This window comes from Mesorhizobium sp. M0910, from assembly GCF_040319465.1.
Lineage (GTDB): Bacteria > Pseudomonadota > Alphaproteobacteria > Rhizobiales > Rhizobiaceae > Mesorhizobium.
This window is the reverse complement of the sequence record NZ_JAMYNZ010000002.1, coordinates 674,654-688,765: the sequence shown is the minus strand read 5'-3', so window position 1 is coordinate 688,765 and position 14,112 is coordinate 674,654. Positions and strand designations below refer to the sequence as shown.

The window sequence follows — 14,112 nt, the reverse complement described above, 5'->3', positions numbered from 1 at the left end:
GGAATACCGATGAAAAAAATGCTTCTGCTGGGCGCTGCGTTTGCCACGCTCGCCCTGGCCATGCCCGCGCAAGCCGAACTGAAGTTCAAGCCGGGCGAAGATCCCCGTTTCAACTGGGCCAACTACGAAGAGCTCAAGAAGGTCGACCTCAAGGGCGAGACACTGACGATCTTCGGGCCGTGGCGCGGCGAGGACGAAGGGCTTATCCGCACCGTTCTCGATTACTTCTCCGAAGCCACCGGCGCCGAGATCAAGTATTCCTCGTCGGAGAATTACGAGCAGCAGATCGTCATCGACACGCAGGCTGGCAGCCCGCCCAACATCGCCGTGCTGCCGCAGCCGGGCCTGATCCAGGATCTGGCATCGAAAGGCCTATTGACGCCGCTCGGCGACGACACGGCCAACTGGGTCAAGGACAATTACGGCGCGGGCCAATCCTGGGTCGACCTCGGCACCTTCAAGGACAAGGACGGCAAGCCCGGCTTCTTCGCCTTTCCTTATAAGGCCGACGTGAAATCGCTGGTCTGGTACTCGCCGGACAATTTCGAGGAAGCCGGCTACAAGGTGCCGAAGACGCAGGAAGAGCTTGCCGAGCTCGAAAAGAAGATCATCGCCGACGGCGGCACGCCATGGTGCATCGGGCTTGGTTCGGGCGGCGCCACCGGCTGGCCGGCGACCGACTGGGTCGAAGACATCATGCTGCGCACCCAGACGCCCGAGATCTACGACAAATGGGTAAAGAACGAAATTCCGTTCAACGATCCGGCCGTGGTCAACGCCATCGACATTTTCGGCAAGATCGCGACCGACGACAAGATGGTCGAGGGCGGCGCCAAGGCGGTTGCGGCGACCGATTTCCGCGACAGCCCGAAGGGCCTCTTCTCGGTGCCGCCGAAATGCTATCTGCACCACCAGGCATCGTTCATCCCGACCTTCTTCCCGCAAGGCACCAAGATCGGCGAGGATGCCGACTTCTTCTATTACCCGCCCTACGCCTCCAAGCCCGAGCTCGGCACTCCGGTGCTCGGCGCCGGCACGCTGGCCATGATCACCAAAGATAGCAAGAGTGCCCGCGCGTTCATCGAATTCCTGAAGCTGCCGCTCGCTCATGAGATCTGGATGGCACAGGGCGGCTTCGTGACGCCGTTCAAGTCGGTCAACAAGGACGCCTATGCCAGCGACGCGCTGAAGAAGCAGGGCGAGATCCTGGCCAACGCCTCGACCTTCCGCTTCGATGGGTCCGACCTGATGCCGGGCAAGATCGGCGCCGGCGCGTTCTGGACCGGCATGATCGACCTGGTCGGTGGCAAGTCCGCCCAGGACGTCGCCACCGACATCCAGAAAAGCTGGGACGCGATCAAGTAAGCGGCCGGCTCGAGTCCCATGTGATGCGGTCCGGGCCTCAAACGGCCCGGACCTTCTTCGGTGCCTGGCGTCGCGTCGATTGTCGTGAGCACGACGCATTCCGGCATGACGCGCGCCCAGTGACCTGCTTTTCGGCTGGTCGCGCTCCAGACAACTGAATCGGCGCATGATCCCGTCGCCAAAGCCATTCTCGACTGGCGGATCCGTGCGCAGGGGGAGGGACCCATGGCGGCTCAGATTTTTTCGGCGATATTCGTCATCATCATCGGCGTGGGCGGCTGCGTCGCCTATTTCTGGGGTGCCAACAAGGCACTCGACACGATCTTTCCGGCACGCGGCGTTTCCGGCAAGGCGGCGATCGACAATCTGCGCTGGCAGGGGGTGATCCGGCCCTGGCTGTTCGTCGGCCCGGCGATGATCATCCTCACTATCTACCTGATCTACCCGGTGGTGGAGACGCTGAGGCTGTCGTTCCTCGATCGCGGCGGCGCCCATTTCGTCGGCCTGGCCAACTATCAATGGGCGTTCGGCGACCGTGAGTTCCGCAATTCGATCCTCAACAACATCATGTGGCTGGCGGTGGTGCCAGCCGCCTGCACCTTCCTCGGCCTGATCATCGCCGTGCTCACCGACAAGATCTGGTGGGGCACCATCGCCAAGAGCCTGATCTTCCTGCCGCTCGCCATCTCCTTCGTCGGCGCCAGCGTCATCTGGAAATTCATCTACGAGTATCGCGGCGAGGGCCAGACACAGATCGGCCTGCTCAACGCCATCATCCAGTATTTCGGCGGCCAGCCGCAGGTCTGGATATCGCTGCCGTTCTGGAACAACTTCTTCCTGATGGTCATCCTGATCTGGATCCAGACCGGCTTTGCCATGGTCATCCTGTCGTCGGCCTTGCGCGGCATTCCGGAAGAGACGCTGGAAGCCGCCGTGATCGACGGCGCCAACCCCTTCCAGATCTTCTGGAAGATCATGGTGCCGCAGATCTGGGGCACCATCGCCGTCGTCTGGACCACCATCACCATCCTGGTGCTGAAGGTTTTCGACATCGTGCTGACCATGACCAACGGCCAGTGGAACAGCCAGGTGCTGGCCAATCTGATGTTCGACTGGATGTTCCGCGGCGGCGGCGATTTCGGCCGCGGCGCCACCATCGCCATCATCATCATGATAGCGGTCATTCCGATCATGGTCTGGAACATCCGCCAGGCGAACAAAGAGACGGAGGGACATTGAGATGGCCGTGGCGACCGGAAAGTCCTTTGTCAGCCGTTTCGGCGTCCATATCGCCGTCTTCATCTTCGTTGCGATCTGGACGATCCCGACGCTCGGCATTCTGGTCTCGTCGCTGCGCGACAAGGACCAGATCATCGCTTCGGGCTGGTGGAACTCGTTCACCAGTTCCAGCCAGACGGAAGCCGGACGGCTGCCGCCCGCGTCGGCGCAGGTCGAGAAGGACGGCAAGTTCGTCCTGCAAGGCAACATCTTCGGCGACGGCCCGGCCCGCAATATCAGCGCCTTCGGCGTCAAGTCGGCAGCGCCGACGCAATATCCCGCCGGCACGACAGCCGATCTCGGCGAGGGCGTGACCCTGCAGCTCAATGCCAACGGCAGTTTCGTCATGACCTCGCCGAAGGCTTTCGAAGGCGAACGCGGCCAGCGCGTCTATTACGCCTCCTCGGCGCCGCCGAAATTCACCACCGACAATTACGACACGGTGCTGTTTTCGGAAGGCATCGGCCGCTCCTTCATGAACTCGCTGACCGTCACCATTCCGGCGACTGTCATTCCAATCCTGATCGCCGCGTTCGCCGCTTACGCGCTGGCCTGGATGCGCTTTCCTGGCCGGGCCCTGCTCATCGCCGTCATCATCGGCCTCCTGGTCGTGCCGCTGCAGATGTCGCTGATCCCGCTGTTGAAGCTCTACAACGGCGTCGGCAGCTTCTTCGGCGTGCCATCGAAGACCTATCTCGGCATCTGGCTGGCGCATACCGGCTTCGGCCTGCCTTTCGCCATCTATCTGTTGAGGAGCTATATCGCCGGCCTGCCACGCGAGATCATGGAGTCGGCGCGCATCGACGGGGCCAGCGATTTCGAGATCTTCGTCAAGATCGTGCTGCCCTTGTCGTTCCCGGTGCTGGCCTCGTTCGCCATCTTCCAGTTTCTCTGGGTGTGGAACGATCTGCTGGTAGCGATGGTTTTCCTTGGTACCGAGGGCGACCAGATCGTGCTGACCGCCAAGCTCAATGCGTTGCTCGGCTCGCGCGGCGGCGACTGGGAGATCCTGACGACATCGGCCTTCGTTACCATCATCGTGCCGCTGATCGTGTTCTTCTCGCTGCAGCGCTATTTCGTCCGCGGGCTGCTTGCCGGCTCGGTGAAAGGAGGTTGAGATCATGCAATCCGCTTTGAAGGCCACCCCGAAGCCCGATCTCGCTATCGATCGCGACTGGTGGCGAGGTGCCGTGATCTACCAGATCTACCCGCGCAGCTACCAGGATTCGAACGGCGACGGCATCGGCGACCTCAGGGGCATTATCGACCGGCTGCCCTATATCGCCTCGCTCGGCGTCGACGCCATCTGGATCTCGCCGTTCTTCAAATCGCCGATGAAGGACTTTGGCTACGACGTGTCGGACTATTGCGATGTCGATCCGATGTTCGGCACGCTGGCGGACTTCGACGCGCTGACCGCCGAGGCGCACCGGCTTGGCCTCAAGGTGATGATCGACGAGGTGCTCTCGCACACCGCCGACGTCCATCCCTGGTTCAAGGAGAGCCGCTCCAGCCGCAGCAATCCAAAAGCCGACTGGTATGTCTGGGCGGACGCCAAGCCGGACGGCACGCCGCCCAACAACTGGCTCTCGATCTTCGGCGGCTCGGCCTGGCAGTGGGACACCAGCCGCCAGCAATATTACCTGCATAATTTCCTGGCCGAGCAGCCCGACCTCAATTTCCACAGCCGCGCGGTCCAGGATGCGCTGCTCGACGTCACCCGCTTCTGGCTGGAGCGCGGCGTCGACGGCTTCCGCCTCGATACCATCAATTTCTACTTCCACAGCCAGGGCCTGGAAGACAATCCGCCGCTGCCGCCCGAGCAGCGCAACGACCAGACGGCGCCGGCCGTCAACCCCTACAACTACCAGGACCATCTCTACGACAAGAGCCGGCCTGAAAACCTCGGCTTCCTCGAACGCTTCCGCGCCTTGCTCGACGAATATCCGGCGACGGCCGCGGTTGGCGAGGTCGGCGATTCGCAGCGTGGGCTGGAAGTCGTGGCGGCCTATACGGCCGGCGGCAAGCGCGTCCATATGTGTTACTCCTTCGACTTCCTGGCGCCGGAGAAGATCAGCGCGGCAAAGGTGCGCTCGGTGCTGGAAACCTTCGGCAAGGTGGCCAGCGACGGCTGGTCGTGCTGGGCCTTCTCCAACCATGACGTGATGCGCCCTGCCTCGCGCTGGGCAGCCGGCGAGCCGGACCCGACCGCGTACCTCAAGGTCATCTCGGCGTTGCTGATGTCGTTGCGCGGCTCGGTCTGCATCTATCAGGGCGAGGAGCTCGGGCTCAGCGAGGCCGAACTCAGCTTCGAGGATCTGCAGGACCCATACGGCATCCGTTTCTGGCCGGAATTCAAGGGCCGCGACGGCTGCCGCACACCAATGGTTTGGGACGGCGCTGCCCGCAATGGCGGCTTCTCGACGGCAAAGCCCTGGCTGCCGGTGCCGGCCAAGCACCTTGCGCAAGCGGTCAATGTGCAGCAAGGCAAGGACGGCTCGCTGCTCGAGCACTACCGGCGCTTCCTGGCTTTCCGCCGTGCTCATCCGGCACTGGCCAAGGGCGATATCGAGTTCATCGAAAGCGACGGCGACACCGTCGCCTTCACACGCCGCGAAGGCAACGAGCAGATCGTCTGCGCCTTCAATCTCGGCGCAAAGCCGGCCGAGGTCGATCTTGGCGGCCGCTCACTGCAGCCCTTGCCGGGACACGGGTTTTCGGGACAGACTGGCGCCGGCACTATCCGCCTCGGCGGCTACGGCGCCTGGTTCGGGCGTATCGACTGAATTCAAGGAAGAACTGGAGAGTACCATGGCCGATGTCACGCTAAGGCAAGTGAGGAAATCATATGGCAATCTCAACATTCTGCACGGCGTCGACCTCGACATAAAGTCGGGCGAATTCATCGTCTTCGTCGGTCCGTCTGGTTGCGGCAAGTCGACCTTGCTGCGCTGCATCGCCGGGCTGGAGGAGATCACCTCAGGCGAGCTCAAAATCGACGGCGAGATTGTCAACGACGTGCCGCCGTCAAAGCGCGGCATCGCGATGGTGTTCCAGTCCTATGCGCTCTATCCGCACATGACCGTCTACGACAACATGGCGTTCTCGATGAAGATCGGCAAGGAAAGCAAGGCCGAGATCGACAAGCGGGTGCGCCAGGCGGCCGAGATCCTGCAGCTGACCAAATATCTCGACCGCCTGCCCAAGGCGATGTCGGGCGGCCAGCGCCAGCGCGTCGCCATCGGCCGCGCCATCGTGCGCAATCCCAAGGTCTTCTTGTTCGACGAGCCGCTATCCAACCTCGATGCGGCGCTGCGCGTCGCCACTCGCATCGAGATCGCCAAGCTCAAGGAATCGATGCCGGCCACAACGATGATCTATGTCACCCACGACCAGGTCGAGGCCATGACGCTGGCCGACCGCATCGTGGTGCTGAAGGAAGGCCATATCGAACAGGTCGGCACGCCGATGGAGCTCTACAAGCGGCCCGGCAATCTGTTCGTCGCCCAGTTCATCGGCTCGCCGGCGATGAACATCCTGCCGGCGACGATCGACAGGACCGGCAATCCGACGGTCGTCAGCCATGTCGGCGGCCGCAAGGCAACGGTGCCGATCGCAACGCCTGCCTCGGCGAAAGGCGCTGCGGTGAGCTTCGGGGTGCGGCCGGAGGATCTGATGACCGCAGCCGGCGCCGACTATTTGTTCGAAGGGACGGTCGACTATGTCGAGCAGCTCGGCGAGGTCCAACTCGTCTATGTCGACATCGGCCGCGCCGACCTGCCGCTGGTGACCAAGCTGCCGGGCAATGTCGAGGTCAAGCGCGGGGCGTCGATGCGGCTGACGGCGGATGCCGGCGACCTGCATATTTTCGACGCGGACGGACACTCCTTCGCGCTCCATGAAGCAGAAGCAAAGGCGGCTTGAGGCAGGCGTTTTTCCGCCACGCAAAAGACACGAGCGGTGGGCATGGCCCGCCGCTCGTGTTTTTAATTCCGGTTCGGCTGTTAGTTGTTGCCGAAGAGGTTGCGGTCGGCGCCCTGAGGCGCGGACTTGGGCACATCGCCAGACGAATTCAGCAACTTGTAGATCGGCGAGTTGCTGTTACGCACCGAATATGTCTGCGTCTTGTCGACATTGACGGTCGACTGCTTATTGATGTCGGTCCCGCCAACATTGTCGTTTTGGGCATAAGCGCCGCCGGCGGCAATCAAGAGAGCGGCGGCAGTAAGAACAATCTTTTTCATTTGGATACTCCTGGATTTCGGATCAAAGCGGCGGGCATGCCCGCCCGCCTTGATGGTGGGATCGGCTGTTAGTTGTTGCCGAAGAGGTTGCGATCGGCGCCCTGGCCGACCGGCTGCCTTTCAGCCTGATCCGACTTCTTGAGGGAGGCCGTGTACGAGCTGTCGACCGCGACGGCCGGCTGGTTGGCTCCGTTGGAACCATAATTGTCGCTGCCGGCGAAAGCGCTGCCGGTGATGGCCAAAACGGCGACGGTGGCAAGAAAGATCTTTTTCATTTCAATACTCCTGAATTTTTTCAGATCCCGGGCGGCGGATATGCCCGCCGCCCTGATGCTGGGATCGGCTGTTAGTTGTTGCCGAAGAGGTTCCGGTCGGCGCCCTGAACAGGCTGCTTGTCAGCATCAGCCGGCTTCTGAATGGAAGCCGTGTACGAGCTGTCGCCCGAGGCGGCAGGCTGGTTCGCACCATTGGAACCATAATTGTCGCTGCCGGCGAGGGCGCTTCCGGTGATGGCCAAAACGGCGACGGCGGCAAGAGCGATCTTTTTCATTTTAGTACTCCAGTATCTTAGTCTCAGTCCGTCTAGCGGCGTGTCTTGGGAGGAGTTCGCGTCGTTCGGACCGCCCCGATGTGGGAAAGCCAATGGCCAGTTTCCAATCACGAAGTTGTTTGGTGTGGACCAAGAATCTACACCTTGAAATTGCGCCACGGATTCCCTTCGCCACATTTTTATCGTTTAATGTCAACAAGATAGCCCATCGCCTCGGTCTGGCTGCAAGGTGACTTGGGAGGCAGCGTTCACAGCGTCCTGCACGCATTGTCAACAGAAACGAACCGTTCGGTTCGATTTTTTAAACCGATAAAAGTCGCAGCCGAGGTTGTTTGTCGAATCGTTAACCATTTCAGCCAAGCGCGGCCTCGCCGTTCTGCCGGTTTCGGCCCGTTTAGGCCGGCCGGCAAAGGCAGCAACCGGGCAAGCAGAACCGGGTCAGACCCCGTAGCGTTCGGTGCGGATGAGAGCCGCAGGCACCCCGGCATCGATCAGTGCCTCGGCGGCGGCCGTCACGAATGCGTTCGAGCCGCAGACAAAGGCCAGCTTCGGCGGCGCGGGCAGCCTGGTCATGGCTTGCACCATCATCGCGGCGTCGACCCGCCGCGCATAATCCGCCGGACGGCGGGCCGGCTCGCGCGTCAGCGTCAGCACCAGGTCGAAGCCATCCCGGCGCTCGGCGAGGTCGATCAGCTCGTCGCGAAAGATCATCTCGTCCCAGACCCGCGCCGAAACCACCAGGGCGGCGGCAACCAGAGACCCCCGCTTCGCCCGGTGACGGACCATCGACATCAGCGGCACCACGCCCGACCCACCGCCGACGAGCAGGAGCGGTCCGCCATCGCCGTCGGACCAGACGAAATGGCCGCCGAGCGGCCCGCGCAATTCGAACTCGTCGCCCACTGCCGCGATCTCGTGAAAGAACGGCGAGACCTCGCCGTCCTCGAGTTTTTCAATCGCCAGCTCGATGGTCTCGCCGGTCTCCGGTGCCGAGGCGATGGAGTAGGAGCGCCGCGCCTGATAACCGTCAGGCGCCGTCAGCCTGACATCGACATGCTGTCCGGCACGGTAGGCGAAGGGCCGCGACGGCTGCAGGAAAAAGCTGGTGACGCGCGGCGTGCGCTTTTGGATGCGGGTGATGGTGACTATCTGCCAGGGCGACTGCGCCGCCGGTGCGTCGCTCATGGATCGTTCGTGTAGCGCTGCTCGCGCCACGGGTCGCCATAGATATGATAGCCTCGCAACTCCCAGAAACCCGGCTCGTCACGCTCGGTGAACTGCAGCCCGTTCAGCCATTTGGCCGATTTCCAGAAATAGAGATGCGGAACCAGCAGCCGCGCCGGGCCGCCATGGTCGGGGGTGATCGGCTTGCCCTCGTAAAGCAGCGCCACCATCGCCTTGCCGCCGGTAAGATCCTTCGTTGGCACGTTGGTGGAATAGCCGTCGAAACCCAACGCCAGCGTGAAGGCGGTGGGCGGCTCGATGCCGGCGTCGGCAAGGATGTCGTCGACCAGCACGCCCTGCCACGCCGTGTCGAACTTGGTCCATGCGGTGACGCAATGGATGTCGCGCGTCATCTTGGTCAGGGGCAGCGCGTTGAACTCGGCCCAGTTCCACTTCTTGATCGGCCGCGGCCCGTGCTTAAGCGTGAACGACCAATCCTCGGTGCGAACATGCGGCGTCGGGCCGGCCGACAGGACCGGGAAACCTTGCTCGAGATATTGCCCCGGCGGGATACGTGCACCCGTATCCGTCGGCGGCTTTCGTCCGGAAGAGAAACCTCGGGTAGCCATCGAGAATATCCGTTTGCGCAAGGTCCAATCGACCTTTGTCAGTTTTCTCGAAGACGCGCGCGCGGGCAACCGAAATCTTGGCTCGGCCGGCAATGCCCTCCATCGATCTTGGCAGCGCGGCGCCTGCCTCAGCCACTGACGAAGGGGACGGCGACAAACATCTGGGCGTCGCCGCGCTGGACAAGCAGCAGCACCGATTTCTTGCCGGATTTGGCAGCCTGCACAATCGCCTGGTTAGCCTGCCTGGCGCTTCTCACCGGATGCTGGTCGACGGCGACGATGATATCGCCGGGCTGGATGCCGGAAGCCGATGCCGCCTTGTTCGGGTCGACGCGCTCGACCAGTGCGCCGTGCTGGTTGCCTGCCAGGTTCATTGCCTGGCGTACATCCGGGGTGACATCCATCAGGCGGAGACCGAGCGCCGGTGCACGGAGGCCCTGCTCCGTCGACGGCTGACCCTGATCGCCGGTCACCGATCCCGTTGCCATGTCGTCTTCGTTGCGCCCGATCTCGACGGAGATCTGCAGGCTTTGGCCCTTGCGCCAGACATTGAGGGTTTCCCTCGTGCCGGGCGCAACGTCGGCGACAGCGCGCGACAGGTCCCTTGGGTCCTTTATGTCGCGATCGGCGAAGCTGGTGATGACGTCGCCGGTCTCGATGCCGGCCTTGGCGGCCGGCGATCCGTCGCTGACCTGCGCGACGAGCACGCCCGCGGGGTGATCGAGGCCGATGGCGCTCGCCATATCAGGCGTCACCGGCTGGATCTGGACGCCCAGGTAGCCATACTGGATGGAGCCGCCCTTCATCAGCTTGGCGACGACCTTTTGCGCCTGGTCGGAGGGGATGGCGAAGCCGACGCCGACACTGCCGCCATTCGGCGAAAAGATCGCCGTGTTGATGCCGACGACATTGCCGTTCACATCCGTCAGCGGGCCGCCGGAATTGCCCCGGTTGATCGGTGCGTCGATCTGGATGAAGTCGTCAAACGGCCCGCTGTGCAGGTCGCGGCCGCGCGCCGAGACGATGCCGGCCGTGACCGTGGTGCCAAGGCCGAAAGGATTGCCGAAGGCGAGCACCTGGTCACCCGGCATGAGCTTGTCGGAATCGCCCCATCTGACGGTCGGCAAGGGCTTGCCGGCCTTGACCTTGAGCACGGCAAGATCGTTCTTGGCGTCATGGCCGATCAATTTGGCGGGAAGCTCGGTGCCGTCGTCGAGCGTCACCTTGATCGATTGGGCGCCATCGACAACGTGATTGTTGGTGACGATGGTGCCGTCGCTGGCGACGATGAAGCCTGAACCGAGCGCCTCGGTGCGCGGCGCCTGTTCCGGCGGTGTTTTGGGAGCGGGCAATCCCTGGTCACCGAAGAAATGGCGGAAATAGTCGTCGAAAGGGGAGGTTCCGCCAAAGGGAGAGGCGTCGCTCATGGTGTCGGGCTGTTGTACTTTCATGACCGTCGTGATGGTCACCACCGCCGGCTTATCGGCCGCCACGACCGGCGCGAACGAGCCGCTCGGCGCCGTCATGCCGGTGACGGGAGGGGTGACCGTTGCCGCCAGGACATCATTCAGCCTGGGAGCGAGAGGCAGGGCGAAAGGGCTGACGATCAACGCTGCGCCCAGCAGAGCGGCGACGCGATGTCTGCGAAGGGTCTGAATTGGTGACATGGCCGTTGTCCGGGCGAGAGATTGGTGAAGCGCCCTAACGTTCCGTCACCGGAACAATTCATCGGCGCGTCGGTCGTCGGCCTTGCCTGTCTCGCCTGTCAGGCAGCCGACCGGATCGACAGCCCCGCATCTAGGGCGCCGATCATGGTTTCCAGATAATGTTACGAAGATTTAATTTTCGGCTGGCAACCGCCGTGCCGGGCTTGCGCCGAAACCCGAAAACAAAAACCCGCCTGACGGCGGGTCGTTGGGGCAAATCAGCACCATACCCAAGTTACTAGCATAGCTGCCGGCACAAAGCAAGAACAAAATAGTTGCCCAAGCCAATTCGCTTCAGGCCGCCCCTCACTGCCCCGCCAAGGCTTCTATGCCGCTGTCCCGTCCGTTCGCCTGAGATACGCCGAGGCGATCTCACGCATCCGCCTGCCGTCGAAGCTCGGTCCATGACCGCCATGGCCGATCCGGATCGGCAGATCGCGCAGCCGCTGCATGGTGCGGCGGTAGGCGGCACGATCGGAATCCGGCAGGTCGTCGATCAGCGTCGCGTCATAGATGGCGTCGCCGGCGAAGAACAGGCCGTCTGCCTCATCGAACAGCGCGATCGAATCCGGAGAGTGGCCGGGCAGGTGCAGGACGCGGAATTGCCGGTCGCCGAGGTCGATCCTATCGCCCTCGTCCAGGGTCCGGTCCAGCGGCGCCGGTGGAATCCTGTAATCGGCCGCTTTCCAGCCGTTTGCCGGCAGTCTGGAGACGGCGCCTTCGAGATCATGGAACATGTAGGCGTAGGTCACCGCTTCGTCCATGCTGTCGAACTGCGTGGCGCTGTGGCGCGGACCAGCCCGCAACGGAAACTCGTGCAGCGAGCCGACATGATCGAGATGGATATGCGTGGCGACGACGAGCAGCGGCTTGCCGGCCGGCGTGTCGATCTGCGGCGCCAGCGGGCAGATCCCCATGCCGGTGTCGACCAGCAGGTCGACATCGCGGCCGCGCACATGCCAGATGTTGGCGCGCACGAAATCATGCACGAACGGCTCGGTCAGCATCGTCGTCTTGGCGTCGACGATGGTTTTGCTGAACCAGCTGTCCATCAGATCAAGGCCGGCATCAGACGAACGGCTTGCCGATCTTGTACTTTCGCGGAACCAGCCGCTTCAGATAGACCATGCCCGCATCGGACAGCCGGTTGACGTCGGGCAGCATGAAATCATCCGGCATATGGCGCGTCTTGCCGGCGACGTTCTTCAGCGGCACCTTCTTCAGCACGGTTTTTTTGCCGTCATATTGCAGCGCCACCGAACCGCCGCCCTCGTCGGCCACGGTGACGGCGAAGGCGCCGGCATCGAAGGCCTCCTGCGCGTCCACCGCGCTGATGGCGCCGACATAGCCGCGCGGCATATAGCCGAGCGCATCGACGCGCGCTCGCTTGCCCGGCAATCCTTCGGCCAGCGCGCGCTCCAAGGCTGCCGGCAGGTCGCTGCCCGACAGCTTGACGTTGCCGTGCTGGTCGCGCTCCAGCCTTTCGGGCGGCACCAGGCTTTCGACCAGCGCCTTGCCGTCGGCGGTGCTGACGCCTTCGGAGACGGCAACGATGCAGCGCTTGTGGCGGTCGAGCGTGGCGCGCACGTCGTCGATGAAACCGGCCGCCGAGAACGGCCGCTCCGGCACGTAGACGAGATGCGGGCCGCTGTCCTGGTCGAGCTGCCAGGCCGCGGATGCGGCCGTCAGGAAACCGGCATGCCGCCCCATGACGATGCCGACATAGATGCCCGGCAGAGCGCGGAAATCGAGATCGACCGAAAGGAATGCTCCAGCGACGAACTCGGCCGCCGACATGAAGCCGGGCGTGTGATCGTTCTCCTCGAGATCGTTGTCGATGGTTTTCGGCGCATGCACGAAGGCGATCTTGCCGCCGGCGGCGTCGGTGAGGATCTGCTGCGTGCCCGAGGTGTCGTTGCCGCCGATATAGATGAAGGCGTCGGCGCCGGCTTTCTTCAAGCCATTGAGGATGAGGTCGCAATAGGCGGCATCCGGCTTGTCGCGCGTCGAACCAAGCGCGGCGCTCGGCGTCGCCGCGATCAGCCGCAGGCGGTCCTCGGGGATGGCGGAAAGATCGACGTAATTGCCGTCACGAATGCCGCGCACACCGTGGATGGATCCCAGCACCTTGGCGCCGGGATGCCGCTTGCGGATTTCGAGCGCAGCACCCACCACGGTCTGGTTGATGACGGCGGTCGGGCCGCCGCCCTGCGCGATGACAAAAGTTCCGGCCATTGTTCACGTCTCCCGGGCGATGAAATCGCAGGCACATTCGCCTGTCTTGCGGCATCGCGCAACGGCAGAGTGATCGCTGAAGGCGAAGCCGCCGTTCAGACGACGACGACCGGGTTCTTCTTGGAGACGCGGCTGTAGAGGTCGATGATGTCCTGGTTGATCAGGCGCACGCAGCCCGACGACATCGCCTGGCCGATGCTCCACCATTCGGGCGAGCCGTGGATGCGATAACCGGTGTCGCTGCCGTTCTGATAGATGTAGAGGGCACGCGCGCCGAGCGGATTGTCGAGGCCGCCCGGCTGTCCGCCTTGCCACTTCACTAGTTCCGGCCTGCGGGCGATCATCTCGGGCGGCGGGGTCCAGACCGGCCATTCCTTGCCGTACTGGATGTTGGCGCGGCCGGACCAGCGGAATCCGTCCTTGCCTATACCGACGCCGTAACGGATCGCCTCGCCGCCGGGCTGCACCAGATAGAGCAGCCGTTCCTGCGAGTGAACGACGATGGTGCCGGGCTGCTCGCCGGTCGGATCGACGACGATCTGGCGGCGAAACTCCGGCTTGATCTTGAGGTAGGGCACCTCCGGCACGTTGAAGCCACCGTCGGTAAGCGAAGCGTACATCACGTCGGGGCTGGTGATGTTCTTGTCGACGCTGATGCTCGGACGGACGGGCCGGATCGAGCCGGTGGTGACGTCGTCGAGCTGGAGCGACGGCAGATCCAGCGTCTGGCTGCAGCCTGTGACGCCGAGCAGCGCCAACGCGCCGGCGCCGGACAGCACCGTGCGGCGGGAAAGCTGTAGTTCGGTTTCGATTGCGTCGCCATTATGCGGCAGCGACAGACCGTGCGGCAACTCACGCATTTACCCAAACCCTACGCTGTCGGCGGGAAACACGGTCCGGCCGGATAGCAGGCATTTTCACCAATCATGGTTGAAAAAGCG

General features: G+C 63.1%; 14 protein-coding genes. 5 read left to right on the top strand and 9 right to left on the bottom strand.

From position 1 onward, the window contains the following. Positions 1-9: 9 nt before the first annotated feature. The 5 genes from NKH78_RS07330 to NKH78_RS07310 all read left to right on the top strand — a co-directional run bounded on the left by NKH78_RS07330 (position 10) and on the right by NKH78_RS07310 (position 6,567). Positions 10-1,365 (top strand): ABC transporter substrate-binding protein, encoded by a 1,356-nt coding sequence (locus NKH78_RS07330; RefSeq protein ID WP_352686578.1) that lies wholly within the window; start codon positions 10-12, stop codon positions 1,363-1,365. A 225-nt stretch (positions 1,366-1,590) separates the two neighbouring features. After that, a complete protein-coding gene (locus NKH78_RS07325; protein WP_352505917.1) occupies positions 1,591-2,604 on the top strand; it encodes a carbohydrate ABC transporter permease in 1,014 nt (337 codons plus the stop codon). A 1-nt stretch (position 2,605) separates the two neighbouring features. Next, positions 2,606-3,760: a carbohydrate ABC transporter permease gene (locus NKH78_RS07320; protein WP_352736836.1), complete on the top strand. Its 1,155-nt coding sequence runs from the start codon at positions 2,606-2,608 to the stop codon at positions 3,758-3,760. A 4-nt stretch (positions 3,761-3,764) separates the two neighbouring features. Continuing rightward, entirely contained in the window at positions 3,765-5,429 is a 1,665-nt protein-coding gene (gene bglA / locus NKH78_RS07315) for a beta-galactosidase BglA (RefSeq protein WP_352736834.1), read from the top strand. A gap of 25 nt (positions 5,430-5,454) precedes the next feature. Then, positions 5,455-6,567 (top strand): ABC transporter ATP-binding protein, encoded by a 1,113-nt coding sequence (locus tag NKH78_RS07310; protein ID WP_352736832.1) that lies wholly within the window; start codon positions 5,455-5,457, stop codon positions 6,565-6,567. Between the two features lie 80 nt (positions 6,568-6,647). Here the strand turns inward: NKH78_RS07310 and NKH78_RS07305 are convergent, their stop codons facing one another. From NKH78_RS07305 to NKH78_RS07265, 9 genes are all read right to left on the bottom strand, one after another. Then, on the bottom strand, positions 6,648-6,887 hold the full coding sequence (locus NKH78_RS07305; protein WP_352736830.1) for a DUF680 domain-containing protein: 240 nt from the start codon (positions 6,885-6,887) through the stop codon (positions 6,648-6,650). 68 nt (positions 6,888-6,955) lie between these two features. Next, entirely contained in the window at positions 6,956-7,162 is a 207-nt protein-coding gene (locus NKH78_RS07300) for a DUF680 domain-containing protein (protein WP_352736828.1), read from the bottom strand. Positions 7,163-7,233: 71 nt separating this feature from the next. Then, on the bottom strand, positions 7,234-7,437 hold the full coding sequence (locus NKH78_RS07295) for a DUF680 domain-containing protein (RefSeq protein WP_352736826.1): 204 nt from the start codon (positions 7,435-7,437) through the stop codon (positions 7,234-7,236). A gap of 438 nt (positions 7,438-7,875) precedes the next feature. Beyond that, a complete protein-coding gene (locus tag NKH78_RS07290) occupies positions 7,876-8,622 on the bottom strand; it encodes an FAD-binding oxidoreductase (RefSeq protein WP_352882456.1) in 747 nt (248 codons plus the stop codon). Then, positions 8,619-9,230 carry a molybdopterin-dependent oxidoreductase gene (locus tag NKH78_RS07285; RefSeq protein ID WP_352480239.1) on the bottom strand — a complete coding sequence of 204 codons (612 nt, stop codon included), beginning with the start codon at positions 9,228-9,230 and terminating at the stop codon, positions 8,619-8,621. Before NKH78_RS07285 ends, NKH78_RS07290 begins: the two co-directional genes overlap by 4 nt. 128 nt (positions 9,231-9,358) lie before the next feature. Then, a complete protein-coding gene (locus NKH78_RS07280; RefSeq protein ID WP_352736822.1) occupies positions 9,359-10,897 on the bottom strand; it encodes a DegQ family serine endoprotease in 1,539 nt (512 codons plus the stop codon). Between the two features lie 365 nt (positions 10,898-11,262). Then, a complete protein-coding gene (locus tag NKH78_RS07275; RefSeq protein ID WP_352736820.1) occupies positions 11,263-11,988 on the bottom strand; it encodes an MBL fold metallo-hydrolase in 726 nt (241 codons plus the stop codon). Between the two features lie 16 nt (positions 11,989-12,004). After that, a complete protein-coding gene (locus NKH78_RS07270; protein ID WP_352777715.1) occupies positions 12,005-13,171 on the bottom strand; it encodes a diphosphate--fructose-6-phosphate 1-phosphotransferase in 1,167 nt (388 codons plus the stop codon). A gap of 95 nt (positions 13,172-13,266) precedes the next feature. Continuing rightward, the gene (locus tag NKH78_RS07265) at positions 13,267-14,031 is read right to left on the bottom strand and encodes a L,D-transpeptidase (protein ID WP_352505924.1); all 765 of its coding nucleotides are present in this window, start codon (positions 14,029-14,031) and stop codon (positions 13,267-13,269) included. Positions 14,032-14,112 lie beyond the last annotated feature (81 nt).